Here is a 21,928-nt window from a genome sequence, read left to right on the forward strand (position 1 = left end):
TGGAGAAAGGCGGGATGATTGTAAGCGGGGAGAGACACGGTCCATTCGGGAAGATCATGCGCCCCTGACACGTTCAAGAAGTGATGACTCATGCCGACCTTTCCATGAACCTCACGCGCCGTGCCTTGTTTGGGCAGGGGGCGGCGGGACTGGGTGGACTGGCATTAGGGTCTTTGTTCACGAAGCAGGGTCTGGCAATACAGGCGCCGGATCCGCTGGCTCCGCTGCTGCCGCATTTTGCGCCGAAGGCGAAGCGGGTGATCTATCTGCTGCAAAACGGCGCGCCTTCGCATGTGGATCTCTTTGATCACAAGCCGATGCTGAAGAAGATGCACGGCACGCAGATCCCGGACAGCGTGGTCGGCGGGAAGAGGTTCAGCACGATGACGGGCACGCAAACCGCGCGGCCGGTGCTGGGTGAGATCACGGAGTTCTCACGACATGGGAAGAGCGGCGCGACGGTCAGTTCCTTCCTGCCACGCACGGCGGAGATTGCGGATGACCTGTGCTTCATCAAGTCCATGCACACCACGCAGGTGAACCACGCACCGGCGATCACCTTTCTCATGACCGGTGGTGAGCAGGCGGGGCGTCCGGCGCTGGGCGCCTGGCTGAGTTATGGCCTGGGCAGCGAGTCTGAAGACTTGCCGGCCTTTGTGGTGATGACGAGCCGCGACAAGGAAGCCTCCTGCGGCCAGATCTTCTATGATTTCTACTGGGGCAGCGGCTTTCTGCCTTCGAAGTATCAGGGCGTGAAATTTCGCGGCAGTGGTGATCCGGTGCTCTACATCAGCAATCCGGAGGGCATGAGCCGCGAGGTGCGTCGGACCATGCTGGACGGCCTCGGTGAGCTGAATGCGATCAAGCTGCGCGACCAGGGGGATCCAGAGATCGCCACACGCATCGCCCAATATGAGATGGCGTATCGCATGCAGAGCAGTGTGCCGGACCTGACGGACCTTTCCAAGGAACCGAAGCACATCCTGGACATGTATGGACCGGATGTGCTTCGCCAGGGCAGCTATGCCTACAACTGCCTCATGGCACGGCGGCTCGCGGAGCGCGGCGTGCGCTTTGTGCAGCTCATGCATGCGGGCTGGGACCAGCATCGGAACCTGAACACGCAGCTCAAGATCCAGTGTCAGGATGTGGATGCGCCGAGCGCGGCGCTGATCAAGGATCTGAAGCAGCGGGGCTTGCTCGATGACACACTTGTGGTTTGGGGCGGGGAGTTTGGTCGCACGCCGTTTTTGCAGGGTGACATCACGAACACGAAACAGTGGGGCCGCGACCATCATCCCTATGCCTTCACCGTTTGGATGGCGGGTGGTGGTGTGAAACCCGGCACGACCTACGGCGAGAGTGATGAGTTCGGCTTCAACGTGGCGAAGGATGGCGTGCACATCCATGACCTGCAGGCGACCATCATGCACCTGATGGGCATCGATCATGAGCGCTTCACCTTCCGCTTCCAGGGACGGCAGTTCCGCCTGACGGATGTGCACGGAGAAGTCGTGAAGCCTATTTTGGCATGATTTTTCGTTAGGAAAGCACTGATTTATTAACCGCAGATAACGCAGAGGGCACAGATATCCCAGGCAGAAGGCCTGACCCATCAAGTGCTTTTGGATTTGTTTAGTGTTTCCCTAGGCTCGATCGATCAGCCTACAAACGATAGTCGAGGCTGATGAAGTCCAGTACCTTCATCCAGAGGCTGCGCCAGAGAGGCTGCTCGTCACCATGCAGGCGGGCGGTGCCGGTCATGCCGGGACGGAGGAAGCCATCTGCATTGGGAAGGGAAACGAGCACCCCGAAGGTGGTCTCGATGGGCTTGAGGTGACCTTGGGCATCAGGCTGCGCGGCGAGATCACCACCGAGTGTGGCGACGAGGTTCGGCGGCAGCTCACGGGCGGGCGGCGTCTTGCTGTCCTCTAGCACGCTGCCCTCGATAGTGCGGCCCGGGAACGCAGGCACGCGCAGTTCGACCTTCTGACCCGCACGGATGTGACGTGCCTGATGCTCGCCGAGCGGGATGTAGATGTGGATGGGATCAAGGTCTGCGATCTCGCAAAGCGCGTCTCCTGGGCGCAGGCTGCCGCTGGCGAGACGATCCAGATCCGGCGTGAGCACAATGCCGTCCTGCGGAGCGCGAAGCGTGAGACGTGTCTCCAGCCGGCGTGCTTCCTGCAGCGCGGCCTCGGCCTGGGCAAGGAGGGCCTGCGATTGCTTATAAGCCGCAGGCTCGGCGGCACCGATGGTGAGGTCCAACTCACGCTTGGCACGCTCCACCTGAATCTCCGTCGCGCGCAACTTGGAGCTGATCTGGGTGCTGGAGAGCGTGGCCACCACATCGTCTTTTTTGACCTGCTGTCCGGTTTTCACCTCAATACGCTCAAGACGGCCCGCGACCTCAGCACGGACAAAGGCGGCATTCACCGGCTGCAGAACCGCCGGGCGCTCGATGCGCACCGGCCACGGGATTTGAAGCACCAGCGCTGTGGTGACCAGCAGCCCCGACAGCACCAGCCATGGCCGGCGCCGGCCTTTCAAGGTCGTCGTGTGCGAACTGGCGGTTTGTTTTTTGAAGAAGGCAGCCACAGGGGCAATCAGCATGGAGAAGAGCGCGCCGATGCCCAGCCAGTCTCCAAGCCAGGCCAGGCCGTAGGGCTTCAGCATGTGATGAAAAATCATGGCGATGCCCAGGGTGATCTGGAGCAGATAGAGCTGCGCCGCAATGCTGTAAAAGACAAACCAGCCCCGCCGACGACGAGGCAGAAGAGCCGCATTTGCCGGAGCGCCCTCGTTTTTGCCGAACAAAAAGCGCCGGAACATCTCGCTCACGCACATCTGCGCCTTGGCGCGCAGGTTTGGCACATCCAGCAGGTCGGTGAGGATGTAGTAGCCATCAAACTTCATCAGCGGATTGGCATTGAAGAGGATGGTCCACACACTGGTGATGAGCATCAGATTGAAAAGAAGCTGCTGCGTGGTGCCGGGCTGCGAGACCGCCCAGAGCAGAGTGGCGATGGCTGCGATGACGAGCTCGATGTAGATGCCCGCCGCCGCGACCAGCATGCGATGCCTTTTGTTAGGAAAGAGGTAGCTGTCCGTGACATCCGCATAGAGGAAGGGCGAGAAGACCATGGCCATGAAGCCCATCTCATGCACCTCACCGCCATAGTGCTTGCAGGTCAGGCCATGGCCGAACTCGTGCACCACCTTCACCAAAATGGTCAGCGCCCACACCAGCGCGAGATTGGGCAGCGTGAGAAAGTCATTCAGCGAGGGCGAGATGCGCGGCCAGTTCAGCACAAAGACGACCAGCCCCGCGAGGAAGATGACCATGCTGAGCGAAAAGCCCGCCCAGGACCAGATCCAGCGCATGCGGCGCTCCATGCGGATCAGCAGCGGGTCCGGATCAAAGAGGGGGATCTTCAGGAAGAGCATCTTCATGAAGAGGGACCAGGGGGTGATCACGGGCTGGCGCAGGTTTTCCAGCTTCTGCTGCTGGCGCACGCCCGCCCCGGTGGCCTCCAGAAAGCCGCCGAGCATGAGCTCGTTCGCGAAACGCAGGATGCGCTCGGTGATCTCATCACGCGTCTGGTTCAGCGCGGCCTGCGGCTGCTGCCGGAGAAAGGCGGCACGGATGGCCGAGACATCCCGCCTGCCATCAAAGAGCGCCGCCAGCGCATAATCTTCCGCAGGCAGGCGAAAATACTTCAGCGAGAGGGGATCCTTGATGATGGCATAAGCGCGGCCCTCAAAGAGCTGGTGACTGATCTTCAAGTCCGACCTCAAGGCCGAAGGCACCGTGCTGGTCACATCCGGCGGCAACGGAGCATCAGCAGTGATTTCGCGGATGGAGAGGGCAGTGTTCAAGCAGCGGGCTCACGTTCCCCCCTCGACGATACCACGATCAGTCCTCGCCCAGCAAGCCGCGCAGCTTGCGCTGGAAGAAGTTAGGCTGCTCCTCCTCCTGCGGTGCATAGCGTCCACCGCCGGGAGCGCGGCGCACGGGGCGGCTGCTGCTGGTGCTGCCACTGCCCACGTTTGCAGGCGCGTTCCAGGCCAGATTGTCCGCCTCAGCGGAAAGCTGCAGCATGGCGAGTGTGGGCACGTCCAGCAGGCCGGTGGGGCGCAGGCCGTTCTTGGCCTGGAAAAGCTGGATGGCATTGTGCGTGCCCTTTCCTTCCTTGCCATCCACCGTGGAGGTGTAGAGACCTTTTTCCTTCAGCAAGGTCTGCGTGCGGAAAAGCAGGTAGCGCTTGCCGGTGGCGGAGTAATTGGCGAACGGGACCGTGGGGAACATCTGCTCCACCGTCCAGAAGCCCGAGGGCGGATCTGCGACGACAGGCTGTGTCTGGATCTGACCGGCGATCTCTGGAGGCGGCACATAGCCAGGAGGCAATGGCACGCCAGGAGTGCCCACGACATACGCGGAAGCAGGCGCACCAGGCAGCGTGCTGCCGGGCGGCACCTGGGAGACGGATGGTGGAGACTCAGCTGTCCCGGGTGGTGGCGCGACAACCGGCAAACCCGGAGCTGCGGTCATGGCGGGAGAAACTGCGGCAACCGTCAGCGGGGAAGCCTGAATCTGAGGCAGACTGGCCGTCGTCACAGCGGCAGGAGCGGGCGGAGCCGGAGTCATCGCCACGGTCGTCGGTGCAGGCGCAGCGGGGGCGGCCGCCGTATTCGGAGTTGGCGCTGGAGTCGGAGCTGGTGCTACCGCCGGAGGATTTCCTGATGCAGGTGCAGGTGTCAAAGCCACCGCCGGGGTTGGCGAAGGCGTGGGGGCAGGCGTTGTCGGCGCAGGTTCTGGTGCCTTTGAAGTCAGAGCAGGCTCGGAGGCGTTGGGCTGATCCGTGGACGGGGTGACCTTCGCGGTTACGGGCGCCTTCTTCGGCGCGGGCTCGGTGCCTTTGACCCTTGGCTCTTTACCAGTGACAGGGACCTGGGTGAACTTCACCTCGGTGTGGGCAGGTTTCTCCGCCAGCGCCGTGGTGGTCGCAGGTGACTGCGGCTGCATGAGGTAAAAAGCACTCCCACCGCCGATCACCGTCACGGCGGCTGCGGCAGCCATCCAGGGAAAGCTGCTGCTCTTCGCAGGCTGCTGCGGCGCATGGCCGGTGGTGCGCTGCGTGTGACCAAAAGTCAGGGTGCGAACGGTGCCCGTCACCGGCTTGAGTCCCAGAGACTCCGCGAGCACGCCAGCACAGGTGGGGCGCTGGGTGGGATCCTTGTTCAGGCAGGAGGCGATGGCATCTTCCCACTCCTTCGGCAGTTGCTCAGATGCTTTCACATCCAGCTCCTGACGGCGCTCAGCCACGCTCGGTGGAACCTTGGAGTTGATCTGCATCGGCAGATCACCGCGATAGAAGGGCGGCTTGCCGGTGAAGAGCTCATAAAGCGTGGCACCGAGAGAATAAACATCATCCGTGGGCAGCGGACGCTCACCCATGGCCTGCTGCGGGCTCATGTAGGGCAGAGTGCCGCTGGCTCCTGCATTCGCCACCGAGAGGCGGCTCATCGTGTCTGACAAACTGCGCGCGATGCCGAAGTCCGCGATCTTGGCCACGGCATCCCGCGTGGTCAGCATGATGTTCGCGGGCTTCAGGTCACGATGCACGACCTTCCGCTGAAAGTGCGCGTAGTCGAGTGCATCACACACACCGAGCAGCCATTTGGAAACTTGCTCGGTGGTGAAGACACCGCCCTCGCTGGCGAGGCGCAGTTCAGACAGCGTCTTGCCATCCACAAACTCCATGGAGATGGCCGCGGCGTCATCATCATCCACGAAGTCATAGATGCGCACGATGTGCGGATGCGAAAGCTCGAGACCGCGACGTGTCTCCGTTTTCAGTTCCTTCACCGCGGCAGGATCCAGGCCGATGAGGCTGGGCAGGAACTTCAGTGCCACCGGACGTTCCAGCTTCTGGTCATCCGCCAGCCACACCACGCCCATGCCACCACGGCCTAACACGCGATCCAGTTTGTAGCGATTGAAAACCGTCATGCCTGTGCCCGGCATCTTCACCACGATGGTGCGGTCGATGGGCATGTCATTCCCGCTGCTGGTGATGGGGAAGCCATCTCCAGCCGTCATCGGAGGAGGCGGGAAAGTAGGTGTTCCTGAAAGCTTCGGGTCCATACGCGGGGGGCGGAGAGGAAAGGTAGCCATTCTAACTGCCAGCTGTGACGATGTCCACCCGTCAAAAACGAGCAAAATAGGTTTGTGGACACACCAAAGCCGCAACAGGGCGAGAAAGAAGGTGGATGCTTCAGAAAGCTTAACCGTTCAAAGCTTGCACCCAATCCGACGTAAGACGTTTGTGAGGCACCAGGAGCCTGTGGAGGCGAGCGCCACAAGAGCCATGCAAAGCCTCACTACTCGCTAAACTGCAAGGCCGCCAGCTTCTGGTAAAGCTCACTCTTCTTCAATAGTTCGTTATGCGTTCCAGAGGACTCCACCTGACCCTCTTTCATGACGATGATCTGGTCTGCCTGCAGGATGGTGGAAAGACGGTGCGCGATGGCAATGACCGTGCGGCCTTCGGAAAGCTCGTGAATGGCTTCTTGAATGATTTTTTCCGTCTCGGTATCGAGCGCGGAGGTGGCCTCGTCTAACAAAAGGATCGGCGCATTTCGCAGCACGGCCCGGGCGATGGAAAGACGCTGCTTCTGACCTCCGGAAAGGTTGCAGCCTGCATCCCCCACGACCGCATCGTAGCCGCCTTCGATCTGCATGATGAACTCATGCGCATGCGCCTTCTTCGCGGCGGCGATGATCTCCTCCTCCGTGGCATCCAGACGGCCATAGCGGATGTTCTCGCGGATGGTGTCGTGAAACAGGAAGGTGTCCTGGCTGACGATGCCGATGTTTTCACGCAGGCTGTTCTGGGTCACCGAGCGGAGGTCATGACCGTCAATCAGCACACGACCTGAATCCGGATCATAAAAGCGCAGGATGAGGGAAAACAGTGTGCTCTTCCCTGCCCCGCTGGGACCCACGAAGGCATAGAAGCGACCCGGTGCCAGCTTGATGTCGACACCATTCAGCGCCGGCCTATCCAACTTTTCACCATTGGGCTTCGAATACGCAAAGGTGATGTTTTCAAAATGGATCTCACCTTTCACACGGCCCAGCGACTTGGCGTCAGGCACGTCCTGGATGTCAGGCTCGCGGTCCAGCAGCAGCACCACGTTGTTGATGGCATAGCGCGTTTTTTGCAGCAGCAGGTTCACCTTGCTCAATTCCTTGGCAGGCGGGTAGATGCGGGTCAGCAGCAGCACCACGGCGATGAACTCCGAGGACTTCAGCCCCATGGCCCACCAGTAGACAAGGCCCGCCGCGATGCCCAGGGAGGCCACGGACTCCACGATGGGGCCGACCATTTCTGAAGCACGCTGCCAGCGGATGGCATTCTTGCTCATGGAGGCGTTTGCCCTCACAAAGCGCTGCACCTCATACTCCTCACGTGCATAGGACTTCACCAGGCGGATGCCGCTGAGGGATTCATGCATGGCGGTGAGCATGGCACCGGCCATCTGCTCCTCCTTCTTCCCGGACTTCCGCACCTTCTTCCCCAGCCGCATCACGGGCAGCAGGCAGAGCGGGAAGATGAAGAGGCTCATGAAGGTGAAAAAGGGATGAGCGGCAAAAAGCGAGATCAGGATGACCAGGATCTTCAGCGGATTGCTGGTCATGACCTGCACATACTGCACCGCATTGCGCTGGGCCACGGCGGTCTGGTTCAGCACGGTCTGGATCAGCTCACCTGCCTTGGTGCCGCCGAAGAAGGCCGGGGACTGCCGCAAGACACGGCCAAAGACGTCATTACGGATGTCCTGCAGCATCTGGTTTCCCACCCAGGCGAGCAGATACTTGTTCAGGTAGTCCAGCACACCGTTGATGAGCAGCATCAGCGGGATGAACGACGCGGCAATGATCACACCCGTCAGACCGATCTTCGCGGAAGGATCCAGACCGAGCATGTCCGCGAAGTTCAGATCGAGTCCCAGAAATCCGAACTCCTGCCCCAAGGGCGGAGGCCCGTCGCTGTCCGGCAGCACGATGGCAAAGATGATCTTGCAGGCCGGCAGCCAGACGGCGTTGAACATCGCGGCCACGATGCCCATGACCAAGCCAAGGATGAACCTGGGCAGCACCGGCTTCAAGTAAGGCACAATGCGCCTCACGGGCATTTTCATCTCGTCCTCGCTGCCTTTCGGGGCTGCTGGCACGGCGGTCGGGCTGGGGGCTGGTGTGGGAAGCGGCTGGGCGGCTGCCATGGAGGATGAAAAGAAATCAGCCCGGCTGTCTGCGCTAATGAGAAGCTAGGACAGCCGGGCGGAAACGGCTAACACCTTCCAGGGAAGGCGTCGAGGGATGATTTCAGGGGACGATCAAGCCTCCTTGGGGGAATGCGTGTCGCAATGCTCGGGCTCAGGATCGGTTTCCTCGACCTGGGCATTGTCTTTCAGGAACTGAAGCGCGTTCTCGATCACAAGGTCCTCGCGGACGCCGTCGATCATGCCGTTCTTCTGGGCTTCCTGGATGAACTTCTTCACCGGCTTTTTCTGGCGGGCGGCGATGTTTGACAGCGCCATCATGAGTTGCTGATCCGTGGCGATGATGCCTTCACGCTTGGCGATCTCGCTAAGCATAAAGGTGGTCTTCACGCTCTGGCGGGCCTGGTTCGTGGCGCTGCTCAGGATCTCTTCCTGCTGCTTCAGCAGCTCTTCCTGCGGCACGCCCTGCTGCATGGCACGGGAGGCGATGTCATTCGTGCGGCGCTGGGCTTCGCGGTTCACGATTTCCTGCGGGAGATCGAACTCCAGCTTTTCAAAGATGTGAGCGATGACCTGGTTGGCCTTGTCGTTTTCGCGGTTCTGCTCACGACGGCGGCGGATGGCTTCCTTCACTTCGCCACGCAGGGTTTCCTCGGTCATCTCGTCACCGGCGATCTTCTTGATGAAGTCGGCATCCAGCGGCGGGACGACCTTGTTCTTCACGCCATTGCAAGTCACGGCCAGCGTGATGGTCTTGCCGCGCAGGGCTTCGAAAGCGAAGTCGTCACCCAGGGTGATGCTCAGGTCGCGGCTCTCACCTTTGGCGATGCCGACGAGGCCGGCGTAGAAACCTGGGAGGAAGTTTTCTTCGTTGGTGTCGATCAGGAACCAGTTTTCATCGATGCCCTGGAGATGGTTAGGCGCCTCAGGCATGGCTTCGGCGAGAGGCTGGCCATCGAGGCTGCCCTTGTAACCGAGGACGACGACGTCGTCATTCTGGGCAGCGCGCTCCACATCTTCAAACGTGGTGTAGCGCTCGCGCAGGTGCAGGAGGTCGTGGTCGATGTCCGCGTCAGTGATCTCGATGCGGGCCAGCTTCACGGGGACGCCTTTGTACTCAGGCAGCTCAAACTTCGGCGCGAGGCTGAGCTCGGCGCTGAAGGAGAAGCTCTTGTCCGTGTCGTGCGTCATGCGGTCGTTCACGCCGAGGATGTTCAGCACTTCCAGGCCTTCACGCTTCACGGCCTCACGAAGGCCGTCATTGATGAGCTGGCGCTCCAGTTCGGACTGGATGTCGGAGCCGTAGCGCTTCTCCACGGCGGCGGGGGGCACCTTGCCAGGGCGGAAGCCGGGCAGGCGGACACTCTGGGCGTATTGGGCCACGATGCTGCGGCGCTGCTTGGACACTTCTTCGCCCGGCACACGGATGTGGGCGACGGCGCGGCAGTTCGGCTGGTGTTCGACGTTGATGTTCATGCTCAAAGGCGGTTGTGGGGGTTACGTTCGGGGGCTTCTTCAGTGGACAGCAGACACACGTCCGGGGAAAAAGGGCGCGCAGGCTAGGCGACTTTGCCCGTTTGGCAAGGGCGGGGTGAAGCCTACCCAGGCAGGCCGTGGGCGAAATGCCTTTTTCAACAGCCCTCAGGTCCCTGACAAAGTGGCCGGAAAGCGGTCGTTTTGAGGGATATGCGCCGTCTCCGACCTCTCTCCCGGCTTTCCGCCCTGCTCTTTTCCGTCCTGGCCCTGCAAACCTCCGCTTTTTCCGCCCCGCCGAACATCGTGGTCATTTTCATGGATGACATGGGGTATGCGGACGTGAGCTGCTTTGGTGCCCAGGGCTACCAGACGCCGAACATCGACAAACTGGCCGCCGAGGGCCGGAAGTTCACGAACTTCCACGTGGCCCAGCCCGTGTGCTCTGCCTCCCGCACCGCCCTGCTCACCGGCTGCTATCCGAATCGAGTGGGCATCCACGGAGCCCTCGGGCCGCAGGCGAAGCATGGCATTCATGCGGATGAAATGACGCTGGGTGAACTGGTGAAGCAAAAGGGCTACGCGACCGCCGCCGTCGGCAAATGGCACCTTGGCTCGATGCCGCAGTTCCTGCCCACGAAGCACGGCTTTGATGAGTACTACGGCATCCCCTACTCGAATGACATGTGGCCTTACCACCCGCAGGCGAAGAAGGGTTCGTATCCCAAACTGCCGATGATCGAAGGCGATAAGGCTGTGGATGAGGAAATCACACCCGAAGATCAGACGAAGCTCACCACCGACTACACCGAGCGCGGAGTGAAGTTCATCGAGAAGAACAAGGACAAGCCCTTCCTCCTCTACCTGGCTCACAGCATGGTGCATGTGCCGCTCTTTGTGAGTGAGAAATACAAGGGCAAATCAGGCAAGGGTCTCTTCGCGGATGTGATGCTGGAGGTGGACTGGTCCGTGGGCCAGATCATGGATACGCTGAAGAAAAACGGTCTCGAAGAGAACACTTGGATCATTTTCACCTCCGACAACGGCCCCTGGCTGAGCTATGGCGATCACGCGGGCAGTGCCGGACCTCTGCGCGAAGGCAAAGGCACCTGCTGGGAAGGTGGCACACGTGTGACGGGCATTATGAAATGGCCCGCGAAGATCCCCGCTGGCACCAGCACAGACACGATGATGATGACCATCGATCTCTTGCCCACGATCGCCCATGTCATTGAGGCCAAGCTGCCTGAGCATAAAATCGACGGCCTGAACTGCTGGCCTATCGTCGCGGGTGAAGCAGGCGCGAAGAACCCGCATGACTTCTACGCCTTCTACTATGAGCAAAACCAGCTCCAGGCCATCACCAGCGGTGACGGAAAATGGAAGCTGCAACTGCCCCACGCCTACCGGAGCCTGCCTGCTGACCAGCCCAAGGCCACCGGTGGCATCCCCGTGGGCTACAAGCAGGTCAAGATCGAGCAGCCCGAGCTCTACGACCTCTACACCGACATCAGCGAGTCCAAGAACATCGCGGGCCAGTTCCCGGATGAAGTCTCCAAACTCCAGAAGCACGCCGAAACCATCCGCGCCGAGCTCGGCGACAGCCTCATGAAACAACCTAAAGGCAGTGGCACCAGAGAGGCTGGCAAGGCGCAGTAGCGTACCGTAGCCATCACACTCCGTGTGATGAGCTGTGGAGTGTGCAAACACAACTCGTCATCGAATTAGAAAACCCTGCTCGTGTCCAGCGGAGCTTTCTTGCTCCGACCGCATCACAGCTAACGGCTGAGGTCTTGCGTGGGAGGACTGTTTTTGGGTGATTGCCGCACCAAGCGAGCCCATGCGCTTTCGCCCGAACATCCTCGCGTGGGTCTTCGGAGGTGGTTCGTGCCGGCAGCGCCGTCAGCTCATCACACGGAGTGTGATGGCTACTATATTGTCTCCCCCGCCACATATGTCGGCATCAGCCTAACTGTAGGTGTGGAAAGACTGCCATGATCTGCGAGCTGCCGCAGCGCTGTGATCAACCGCGCTGCAAACTGCTTCGGCTCGGACGCATAGCGGCTCACCTTCGGGCTCGTGCATTCCAGGATCGGATCACTGTCACGCGCCAGCACGGCCACGTCTTGCGGGATGCGTTTGCCACGGCGCATGAGATGCATGAGCACCGTCAGCACATGCGCGCTGCGGCCCACGATGTAAGCCGTAGGCGGATTCGTGGACTTGAGGCTGTCATCAATCACACGGCACAGGCCCGCCGCGGAGGCATCGTGATGCAGCATGCTCATCTTCGCGCCGCCCACCTGCTCCAGCGCCTCGCGCAAACCTGCCTCGCTGGCCAAGTCTCCGCCGAGATGACTGTCCGGCAGCACCAGCGCGATGCGGCGATGCCCCTTTCTCCAAAGCAAGGTGCCCGCGTGACGGCAGGTCGCATGAAAATCCGCATCCACGGACGGCAGCGTGGTGATGCCCGGAACGGCCGAACCAAGAATGAGACAAGGAAGCTTCTGCGAGACCAGCCAGCGCTGCATCGCCTCCTCCGCGCTGAGGATGAGCCAGGCGGATGCCGGATGCGTGGCGATGAACTGCTTCAACCCACGTGCCGGCGTGGCCGTGTAACAACCCGGTGCGGCATGCAGACGCACCTCATAACCTGCTGCCGTGAGTTTCGCGCGCAGTGTGTCCATCATGAAGGCGATGGGCGGTGGCATGGAGAGGAAAGAGCCCGGCGTGAGAATGCCGATCACGCGCTTGGTCGGCACCACTTCCTCCATCGGAGCTTGATTGGTGATGCGGCGTCTCTGCCTCCCCTGCACCTCCAGCATGCCCAGGCGCTGTAGCTCATCCAGAGCACCACGCAGCGTGCGACGGCTCACCTGCAGCAACTCGCACATCTCGCGCTCGCCGGGCAAATGCTCCAGCCAGTGACCAGCTTCGATATTTTCGCGCAGGCTGCGCACGGTTTCAGAAACCAGTGAATGACGCTGCGGAAGCTGCAAAGCAGTAGGAGAAGATGCGCTCATGAGGTTTGGTGCCCTATTGTGACCAAGACTTATCACTCGTCCCTGTCAGAACGCGAGTGCGAATATCAGCCCGTCATCCATCGTTTGTCTTTTTTCCTCCCATGACTGACCGATACGCCAAATCCCGAGATCTCTTCGCCCGCGCCCAAAACAGCATCGCCGCCGGCGTGAACAGCGGCATCCGCAAGATGGAGCAGCCCGTACCCCTTTACTTCTCCCATGGCAGCGGCCCGCGCGCCTGGGATGTGGATGGGAATGAATACATCGACTTCCAGATCGGCCAGGGTGCCCTGCTCTATGGCCACGCCCCCGCCGGCATGGCCGAGGCCATCGGCGAGCAGGCGAAGAAAGGCACTCATTGGGCCGCGCAATGCGAGCTCGAAATCGAAGTGGCCGAGCGCCTGCTCAAGCTCATGCCCGGTGCTGAACTGGTGCGCTTCAACAACAGCGCCACCGAGGTGGTGCTCTCCGCGTTTCGTCTCGCCCGTGCGCACACTGGCAAGCCATTGATCCTGAAGTTTGAAGGCGCTTATCACGGCTGGGCCGATGAAGGTCTCGTGGGTTTTGCACCTCCGGCGGACAAGTGGGGCGACGAAGAAAATCCCTCTCGTCTGCACCCCAGCCAGGGGGTGATCCCGGAAGTGCTCGGCACCTTCGTCGTGGCCCGCTGGAATGATCCCGCGCATCTGCGCCGCCTGGTGGATCATCATCGCGGCCAGATCGCCGCCATCGTGTTTGAGCCCGTCATGTGCAACACCTGCTGCATGGAGCCCGTGCCCGGCCTCATCAGCACCATTCGCGAGCTTTGTGATCGCGATGGCATGCTCATGATCGCTGATGAAACCATCACCGGCTTCCGCTTCGCTCCTGGCGGTGCGCAGGAGTATCTGGGATTCACGCCGGACCTCACCATTCTCGGCAAGGCCATCGGCGGCGGCGTGCCTTTCGCAGCCCTCGTCGGCAAAAAATCCGCGATGCAAAAGATCATCGACGGAACGGTGGTCCACGCCGGCACTCTCAATGCGAACCCGCTTTGCCTCGCCTCTTCGAAATGGTGCCTCGATCACGTGATCGAGATGGGAAGTGATCATCCGAAGGTCGTCTTCGATCTTGGCAAGCAGCTCATGGCCGGCCTGCGTGCACTCGCAGACAAATATGGCATCCCGATGCGTCCCCAGGGCCCTGGACCCGCCTTCCATGCCGTGATGCTCAAGCCCGGTGCCGAGGAAGGTCCGGTCACTGAATATCGCGACTACGTCCGCCGTCACGATGGCCCGCGCTGGGCGCACCTGCGCATCTGCCTGCTCGAGCAAGGCGTGCGCGCCATCGAGCGCGGGCTCTGGTTCATCAGCCTCGCCCATCGTCAGCAGGACATCGATGACGCGCTCGCCAAAGCCGACGCCGCTTTTGCCAAGCATGCCGCCGAGTGGAAAGCCGCCTGATCTCCCATGAAAAAGCGCGTCCTCATCGCTGGTCTGTTTCACGAGACGCACACGTTTCTCGAAGGCACCACCAGCCTGCGTGATTTCTACATCACCCGAGGCGATGACATGCTCGCCGCGAAGGGAGACAGCTCACCGCTGGGTGGAGTGCTGGAACTCGCCGACGAATATGGCTGGGAAGTGTTGCCTACGATCGATTACCGCGCACAACCCAGTGCCACGGTGGAGGATGAGGTCTTCGAATCCTTCTGGAGCGATTTCCAGGTTCAGTTCGCGAAAGTCGCGGCAGCGTCCCGGAGTGCGGTGGCAGAGATGCCAGGGCCAGCTCCTGGCATCGTCGACACCGCTATCGAGCGCTCAACCGACTCACTCACATCGCCAACGTCCTCTGCGCACGACAGCGCTGCCGCGCCTCTCGTAGATGCAGTCTACCTCGTCTTGCACGGCGCGATGACCACGCAAACCATTCAGGACGTAGAAGGTGAACTCCTTCAGCGAATCCGCTCTCTGCCAGGACTCGCTGAGGTGCCTCTATTTGGCGTCTTTGATCTCCACGCGAACTTCACCCCGCGCATGGCAGAGCTTTCGAACTGCCTCGTCAGCTATCGTGAGAATCCACACACGGATGCTCGTGAAGCAGGCTGCATCGCAGCCCGACTTCTTCAGCGCTGCCTGAGCACGGGTGAATGTCCCCGCCAGCAGATTCACATCACTCCCGTCGTCTGGCCGCCCACCGGCACAGCCACGGCGAATCAGCCGATGAAGGTTCTTGAACAACAGGCTCGTGAATATGAGTCCAAAACCTCGGTGTGGTCCGTCAACGTCGTCGCAGGCTTTGCCTTCGCGGACACCCAACACACAGGCGTCAGCTTTGTGGGCTGCGGAACCGACGATGAAGCCGTGCAATCATACCTGCAGGATTTGGCCGGGATCGCGCAAAGAGATCGCGAACTCGGCAACGTCACCGATCCACCTCTTTCCGAGGTCATGCCAAAGCTCTCTGGCTTCCATGAAGGACTCACCGTCCTCGTCGAACCTTCGGACAACATCGGCGGTGGCGCGCCTGGAGATGGCACCGGGCTTTTGCGCGCGCTCTTGGAATATGAAGTATCCAACAGCGCGGCCTGCATCGCTGATCCGGAGGCAGTGAGGAAAGCAGAAGCGGCTGGTATTGGATCCAAGGTCACCCTCAGCATCGGAGGCAAAGGCAGCCGCATTGATGCGGGCCCAGTTGAACTCGAAGTCGAAGTGATCGCACTGAACGACGGACGTTTCGAACTCGAGGACAAGCAAAGCCACCTCGCCAGCATGTGCGGTGATCATTTTGACATGGGGCGCTGTGCCATCGTCCGGCATCAAGGCATCACCATCCTGCTCACCAGCATCAAGACGCCACCTTTTGATCTCGGCCAGTGGCGCAGCCAGGGCATTGAGCCTAGCCAATTGTCCGTCATCGCGGTGAAGGCCGCCGTTGCGCATCGTCGCGCCTATGATCCCATCGCCGCGCGCATGTTCTGGGTGGACACACCGGGTCCGTGCAGCAGCAATTTGAAGACCTTCCCCTACAAGCACATCCGCCGCCCCATTTACCCGCTCGATGAATGAACAAAGGTAGAAAGATTCAGGGGTAGAAAAATTCTCCGGAATCAGACTTCTGAAAATCTTCCTACCCAACAATCTTTCTACCTTACCTGCTTCTGTATGACCAACCCGCTCGTCTCCTATCCCTGCGATCCTGACACACCGACCTCGCACCTGCCTTTCAGCCCGAGCGTGGTGGTGGGTGATCTCATCTTCGTCTCCGGCCAGGCCAGTGTGGATGACAAGGGTCAGATCATCAGCGACAGCTTTGAAGGGGAGTTCCGCCGCAGCGTGGAGAACCTCCGCAAGGTGCTGGTCTCCGCGGGCAGCGATCTCGCCCATGTGGTGCAGACACGAAACTATGTCCGCGATGCCGAGGACGTGGCGCTCTACAACCAGCTCTACCGCGAATACTTCCCTGATCCCAAGCCCGCCCGCACCACCATCACCAACTGCCTCCCTCCTTCCCTGCGCTATGAGATCGAGGCTGTCGCCGTGAGGAAACTTTAAATCTCCAACATCAATCCCCGTCATGCTCATCGATGTCCACAACCACCTCGGCGCCGACTTGCTCTTCTATCTGCACGGCGATTTCCCTTACTCGCAGCAACTGGTGCAGATGCAGCAGGAGGGTGGCGCGCTCGGCATCACGCACTGGGTCGCCTTCCCCTTCGTGAGCTATGCGGCGATGGACGTGACGAAGTTCCGCGAAGGCGGCATCGCCTTTGATTCAGGCGGTCTCGAGACTGTGCCCTATGCTTTTGAAAATCGTCGACTGCTGGAGGAGTGCCAGGTGCTTTTTCCGGAGGAAGGAAAGAGCATCCTGCCCTTCATGATCGTGGATCCCATGCGCCACACGGATGCGCAGGCGAAGGAACTGGTGAAGCTGCGCAGCGAGTATCGCTTCCACGGCATCAAGATCCAGAGCACCATCATCCAGAGCGATATCAAACGCCTCGCGCATGAGGGCAAAGTCTTCCTCGATCTCGCCCGCGAATGGGACATCCCCTTCCTCATCCACAGCAGCGTCGCGAAGGATGATCTATGGGCCCAGGCGCATGACATCCTCGATGTTGCCGAGGCGAATCCAGACATCCGCTTCTGCACCGCGCATTCCTGCCGATTCGACAAAGAGTGTCTCGACCGCGTGAACGAGCTTCCCAATACCTGGTTCGACAACTCGGCGCACTGCATCCACTGCGTCGGCGCGGTCGACAATCTGCCCTACATCGCACCAAAGGAGCGTCGCTTTGATTCCGACTACAGTGATCCCGGTCGCGTCATCGCCGACCTCGCCGCCGCGTATCCCAACAAGTTCATGTGGGGCAGCGACTCCCCGTTCTACAGCTACGCCGCCGCCATCAGCGGCAAGGTGGTGAAGCTCATCAGCACCTACGACGCCGAAATGAAAGCCCTCCGCGCCGCCGGCGAGGAAGCCGTCAACCGCATCACCAGCACCAACACGCTGAAATTCCTCAAGCTCGCCGATGAAAGCATTCTCGGATAACCTCAACCCACCTTGACCATTCGAATCTAACTCGTAAACTCCACCTATGTCCGTCGCCGAACTCAAAAAAGAAGTGTCCCAGCTTGCTCTCGCTGACCGCATCGAGCTGGCTGACTTCCTGGCCCGCAAGGACCGCGGAAGCCGTCAGGCACGTCAGGCACGCATTTCACGACGCATGAAATCTCTCGACCGTGGTCGTAAGTTCACGGCTGAGGACCTGATGGCTGTCCACAAAGCCCTCAAGAGCATCGGCCTCTGAGCCATGAAGGAACACTTCGTCATCGAGGATGAAGTGCTGGATGCCTTTATCCGCCTGCCAGCCCGGCAGCGGGAACAGGTCTTCAAGGCTTTTCAGAGGATCACCAACGAGATTCACCTTTCCGCAGCCAAGGACCACCAGGACGGTACCGGACGCTGGATTTTGAGACGTGAGATCGGCAGTTGCACCCTCTGGTTCTGGCATGACGGCCCGGTTCACGAAGTTCGAATCGTTGACTTTCAGATACATCGTAGCCGTCGCTAACGCCGCCCATCCAATCACGCATGAAAGCATTCTCTCTTGAGGGCCGCGCTGCCCTTGTCACCGGCTCCTCGCAGGGCATCGGCGCGTCTATTGCCAACGGGCTCGCGGAGTCCGGAGCATCCATTGTTAGGCACGGGTTGCAGAAAGACCCTTCATCGGACTCTTATGTCCAGTGTGACCTGTCCTCTTCATCGGCACCCGTTGCGCTCATCGAGCAAGCCTTCGTCCTTCAGCCTGAACTGGACATCCTCGTCTGCAATGCGGGGAGCTTCTTTGACACTCCGTTTCTTGAAATGACGGATGATGCCTGGGAAAAGACGGTGTCGCTGAACCTGCGTGCCACCTTCTTCATCGCGCAGGCTTTTGCGAAGAAGCGTGTCGCGCTCGGGGGTGGTGGCAGCATTGTCGTTGTGTCCTCGACGAATGGCTTCCAGGCCGAGTCAGACAGCGTAGCTTATGACACGAGCAAGGGTGGTCTGGTGATGATGACGCGCTCACTAGCAGTGTCTCTGGCTCCGCATGGCATCCGTGTAAATGGCATCGCTCCCGGACTGATCCGCACACCGCTCACCCAGACCTGGATGGAGCCGCGCGCGCATGACCTGCTGAAGCACTACGAAAACAAGATCCTGCTCGGCAAGGTCGGCCGGCCACAGGATTGCGCGGGAGCTGTGGCCTTCCTTTGCTCGGATGCCGCCAGCTACATCACGGGCGAGATCATCACCATCGATGGCGGCCTAACCACATCTCAGATCGGACGTCTATGAGCAGCACTCCTTTTCATCTCCAAGGCCGTGACATCTGGGTCATCGGCGGCGCAGGCTATCTCGGCCAGGAAGTCGTGAAGCAGCTCGCCCAGCTCGGGGCTACTGTTTTATGCGCCGACCTTGGCCAAAAGGCCGCTGAGGCCAAGCTCGGCACTCAAGTCACACCCTTCACCCTGGATGCCACGGACATCCCGGCGCTGGAAAAATTCGTCTCCACTCAGATCGCCGCGCGTGGCGTGCCACAGGGCCTTGTGGTCATGACCTATGCTTCCACCGCGAAGAAGTTTGATGACCTCCTGGCAGCGGATTTTGAAATGGCGAACCATGGCAACCTCACCGCGACCTTCACCCTGGCACGAGCCGTGGGCAATGCGATGGCCGCGCGTGGCACTGGCAGCATGGTGCTCTTTTCCAGCATGTATGGCAGCGTCTCCACCGATCCGCGCATCTATGAGACGCCGATGAATCCGAACCCCGTGGAATACGGCGTCGGCAAGGCAGGCATCCAGCAGATGACACGCTATCTCGCGGTGCACTACGGTCCGCGCGGCGTACGCTGCAATGCCATCTCTCCGGGCCCCTTCCCGAATCCTAACATTCAGCGTGACCAGCCAGATTTCGTCGACCGGCTCTCCCAAAAGGTGCCGCTGGCCAGAGTCGGGCAGTCACCTGAAATCGCGGGCGCGGTTTCCTTCCTGCTCAGTGATGCCTCCAGCTTCATCACGGGTCAGAACCTCGCAGTCGACGGCGGTTGGACCGTCTGGTAGCGCCGGGTGCCACAGCCTGGCATCTCAATATGTTACTGTAACAGACCGCTTGTGATTGTGCGGGATGTCGATCTGCGTTTATGATCGCTCTCCCAACCCGCACCTTCACGCCATGAAACGCCTATCTTACAGTATCATCGCACTCGCTGCTGCACTCACCTCCGCCCGGGCGGAGCAGGTGTGGATCGAGGCCGAATCCTTTGCCAATCCCGGCGGCTGGGTGCTCGACACCCAGTTCATCGACATCATGGGATCGCCCTATCTGATGGCGCATGGCATGGGCAAGCCCGTGAAGGATGCTGAAACGGAAGTCAGCGCTCCTGCGGGCACCTACAATGTGTGGGTGCGCACGAAGAACTGGGTGGCTCCTTTTGGCGTGACCAGTGAAGCCCCTGGCAAATTCCAGGTCAGCGTGAATGGCAAGAAGCTCGACAAGGTGCTCGGCACCGAGGGCAAGGACTGGAGGTGGGAAAAGGCAGGCTCCGCCAAGGTCGATGGAAAGGCGAAGATCGCGCTGAACGACCTCACCGGTTTCGATGGCCGCGTGGATGCTGTTTTGCTCACCACGGATGAAGGTTTCACACCTCCTGCGGATCTCGCGGCAACGACCCAGCTTCGTCACAAGCTGCTCGGCCTTCCCGAGAAAGCTCCTGAATCCCAGGAGTATGATCTGGTGGTCGTCGGCGGTGGTTATTCCGGCATGGGCGCTGCGATCTCCGGTGCTCGTCAGGCATTGAAAGTGGCCTTCATTCAAAATCGCCCCGTGCTTGGCGGCAATGGTTCCAGTGAGATTCAAGTGTGGGCGATGGGCGGCACGCGTCGCGGCATTTATCCGCACCTCGGCGAGATCGTGGAGGAGTTCGCCGACCGTGCCAGCAACAGCCCTGCGGCTGATCCAGCGGAGTTCAATGACAAGCTCAAGGAAGACACGGTCAAAGCGGAGAAGAGCATCGACCTCTTCCTAAACACGCATGTGTATGGTGTGGAGCTGGATGCGGATAAAAAGAACATCCGCAGCGTGATCGGCCTGGATACCAAGAGCGGCAAAGAGACGCGTTTTGTGGGCAAGCTCTTCGTCGACTGCACCGGTCACGGCAGCGTGGGTGCGCTGGCAGGTGCGGAGTTCATGATGGAAGAAAAAGGCCGCATGGGCATGAGCAACATGTGGGTGCTGAAGAAGCATGAGAAGCCTGTCACCTGGCCGGCAACCCCTTGGGCGCTGCCGCTGGAACTCGAAGACTTTCCTGCCCCGAAGGGCATGGAGCCTGTGGGCGTGAAGAACAAAGGCAACCTCACGGGTTACGATCTTGGTTATACTCCTGTGGCTAACATGGAAGAATATCTCCACGGCGAATGGTTCTGGGAGAGCGGCTTTGACAAGCATCCGCTGAACGACCTCGAGCTCATTCGCGACCACAACTTCCGCGCCGTGTATGGTGCCGTGAGCACGCTGAAGTCCAAGGGCGGTGAGAAGTATGCCCCTTATGACATGCAGTGGCTGGCCTACATCGGCGGTCCGCGTGAGAGCCGCCGCATCGTGGGTGACATGATCCTCAACGGCGAGGACATGGTGAAGGGCATCATTCATCCGGACGGCTGCGTGCCCACCACCTGGGACCAGGACCTGCACTATCCGAAAGAGCAGTACATGAAGAAGTATCCGGACAATCCTTTCATCAGCCGCGCCGAGTTCGGCAAGCACACGGATCGCAAAAATGGTTATCCCGTGCCTTACCGCTGCTTCTACTCGAAGGACATCGGCAACCTCTTCATGGCCGGCCGCACCATCAGCGTGGAGCGTCATGCGCTGGGCAGCACGCGAGTCATGCGCACCTGCGGCATGATGGGCGAGGTCGTCGGCAAGGCTGCCTGGATCTGCGTGCGCCACCACACATCTCCGCGCGGTGTGTATGAGCAGTATCTGGACATCCTCAAAGACCTCATGAACCAGCCCGGCGCGATGCGTCGCGACAACCTGGAAGCCGCTCTCTACCTGCCTGCGAACGCCAAGAAGCTGCCTGAGATCACCGCCGCTGGCGGAGACAGCATTGATCCGAAGAAGATGGACGGCATCGTCATCGATGACGAAGACGCCGAGCTCACCGGTTCCTGGAGCAAGGGTGAAGGCCTGAAGCCCTATGTGGGCGAGCACTACAGCTACGGTAGCGCCAAGGATGCCAGCGCCCGCTTCTCCTTCGCCGTCAAAGAAAGCGGCAACTACGAAGTTCGCGCTTACTGGCAGCCGCACGCCAACCGCGGCAAGTCCGTGCCGATCACCATCATCAGCGCTGATGGCGAAAAGACCCTGACCGTGGACCAGAGCAAGCCTGCCAAGGGCAAGGACGGCGCGCAGTCTCTCGGCACCTTCAAGTTCAACGCCGGTGAAGAGGGTTCCGTCACCTTCCGCACCGAAGGCGCGAAGGGCAATGTGCACCTCGATGCCGTGCAGGTGGTGCCTGCGAAGTAAGTCATCACGTCAGGTTGCGAATCTGAAAACCGGAGATGGAGGCTTGCTCCTCTCCGGTTTTTTGTGGCGGGAGATGTTGAAGGCGCGAT

16 protein-coding genes are annotated in these 21,928 nt (G+C 60.4%); 11 read left to right on the forward strand and 5 right to left on the reverse strand.

What is annotated here, in order from left to right; translation table 11 throughout:
- Positions 1–104: 104 nt before the first annotated feature.
- Positions 105–1,535, forward strand: coding sequence for a DUF1501 domain-containing protein (locus BGE01nite_RS21470; protein WP_246145775.1), 1,431 nt, complete (start codon positions 105–107; stop codon positions 1,533–1,535).
- A 130-nt stretch (positions 1,536–1,665) separates the two neighbouring features.
- Here BGE01nite_RS21470 and BGE01nite_RS21475 read toward each other — a convergent pair whose 3' ends face one another.
- The 4 genes from BGE01nite_RS21475 to tig form a co-directional block, all read right to left on the reverse strand.
- On the reverse strand, positions 1,666–3,879 hold the full coding sequence (locus tag BGE01nite_RS21475) for an efflux RND transporter periplasmic adaptor subunit (RefSeq protein WP_146853532.1): 2,214 nt from the start codon (positions 3,877–3,879) through the stop codon (positions 1,666–1,668).
- A 37-nt stretch (positions 3,880–3,916) separates the two neighbouring features.
- Positions 3,917–6,148 (reverse strand): serine/threonine-protein kinase, encoded by a 2,232-nt coding sequence (locus BGE01nite_RS21480; RefSeq protein ID WP_170266962.1) that lies wholly within the window; start codon positions 6,146–6,148, stop codon positions 3,917–3,919.
- 236 nt (positions 6,149–6,384) lie between these two features.
- Positions 6,385–8,289, reverse strand: a complete 1,905-nt coding sequence (locus tag BGE01nite_RS21485; RefSeq protein ID WP_146853536.1) for an ABC transporter ATP-binding protein — start codon at positions 8,287–8,289, stop codon at positions 6,385–6,387.
- Between the two features lie 114 nt (positions 8,290–8,403).
- A complete protein-coding gene (gene tig / locus BGE01nite_RS21490) occupies positions 8,404–9,765 on the reverse strand; it encodes a trigger factor (protein ID WP_146853538.1) in 1,362 nt (453 codons plus the stop codon).
- A 210-nt stretch (positions 9,766–9,975) separates the two neighbouring features.
- Here tig and BGE01nite_RS21495 point away from each other — a divergent pair, with 210 nt between their 5' ends.
- Complete coding sequence (locus BGE01nite_RS21495; protein WP_146853540.1) at positions 9,976–11,421, forward strand: sulfatase family protein; 1,446 nt, start codon at positions 9,976–9,978, stop codon at positions 11,419–11,421.
- Positions 11,422–11,693: 272 nt separating this feature from the next.
- Here the strand turns inward: BGE01nite_RS21495 and BGE01nite_RS21500 are convergent, their stop codons facing one another.
- Positions 11,694–12,785 carry a substrate-binding domain-containing protein gene (locus BGE01nite_RS21500; RefSeq protein ID WP_146853542.1) on the reverse strand — a complete coding sequence of 364 codons (1,092 nt, stop codon included), beginning with the start codon at positions 12,783–12,785 and terminating at the stop codon, positions 11,694–11,696.
- Between the two features lie 101 nt (positions 12,786–12,886).
- Here BGE01nite_RS21500 and BGE01nite_RS21505 point away from each other — a divergent pair, with 101 nt between their 5' ends.
- The 9 genes from BGE01nite_RS21505 to BGE01nite_RS21550 all read left to right on the forward strand — a co-directional run bounded on the left by BGE01nite_RS21505 (position 12,887) and on the right by BGE01nite_RS21550 (position 21,839).
- Positions 12,887–14,227, forward strand: coding sequence for an aspartate aminotransferase family protein (locus BGE01nite_RS21505; RefSeq protein WP_146853545.1), 1,341 nt, complete (start codon positions 12,887–12,889; stop codon positions 14,225–14,227).
- Between the two features lie 6 nt (positions 14,228–14,233).
- Positions 14,234–15,832 carry a M81 family metallopeptidase gene (locus BGE01nite_RS21515; RefSeq protein ID WP_218033060.1) on the forward strand — a complete coding sequence of 533 codons (1,599 nt, stop codon included), beginning with the start codon at positions 14,234–14,236 and terminating at the stop codon, positions 15,830–15,832.
- A gap of 96 nt (positions 15,833–15,928) precedes the next feature.
- Positions 15,929–16,318, forward strand: a complete 390-nt coding sequence (locus BGE01nite_RS21520) for a RidA family protein (RefSeq protein WP_146853547.1) — start codon at positions 15,929–15,931, stop codon at positions 16,316–16,318.
- Positions 16,319–16,340: 22 nt separating this feature from the next.
- Complete coding sequence (locus tag BGE01nite_RS21525; protein WP_146853549.1) at positions 16,341–17,315, forward strand: amidohydrolase family protein; 975 nt, start codon at positions 16,341–16,343, stop codon at positions 17,313–17,315.
- 46 nt (positions 17,316–17,361) lie between these two features.
- Positions 17,362–17,574, forward strand: a complete 213-nt coding sequence (locus tag BGE01nite_RS21530) for a hypothetical protein (RefSeq protein WP_146853551.1) — start codon at positions 17,362–17,364, stop codon at positions 17,572–17,574.
- 3 nt (positions 17,575–17,577) lie between these two features.
- A complete protein-coding gene (locus tag BGE01nite_RS21535) occupies positions 17,578–17,838 on the forward strand; it encodes an SH2 domain-containing protein (protein ID WP_146853553.1) in 261 nt (86 codons plus the stop codon).
- Positions 17,839–17,858: 20 nt separating this feature from the next.
- The gene (locus BGE01nite_RS21540) at positions 17,859–18,605 is read left to right on the forward strand and encodes an SDR family NAD(P)-dependent oxidoreductase (protein WP_146853555.1); all 747 of its coding nucleotides are present in this window, start codon (positions 17,859–17,861) and stop codon (positions 18,603–18,605) included.
- On the forward strand, positions 18,602–19,372 hold the full coding sequence (locus BGE01nite_RS21545; protein WP_146853557.1) for an SDR family oxidoreductase: 771 nt from the start codon (positions 18,602–18,604) through the stop codon (positions 19,370–19,372). The genes BGE01nite_RS21540 and BGE01nite_RS21545 overlap by 4 nt, the downstream gene beginning before the upstream one ends.
- Positions 19,373–19,484: 112 nt before the next feature.
- Positions 19,485–21,839 carry an FAD-dependent oxidoreductase gene (locus BGE01nite_RS21550; RefSeq protein ID WP_146853559.1) on the forward strand — a complete coding sequence of 785 codons (2,355 nt, stop codon included), beginning with the start codon at positions 19,485–19,487 and terminating at the stop codon, positions 21,837–21,839.
- Positions 21,840–21,928 lie beyond the last annotated feature (89 nt).

The sequence above is a fragment of the Prosthecobacter gellanilyticus genome, assembly GCF_007992435.1.
GTDB lineage: Bacteria > Verrucomicrobiota > Verrucomicrobiia > Verrucomicrobiales > Verrucomicrobiaceae > Prosthecobacter > Prosthecobacter gellanilyticus.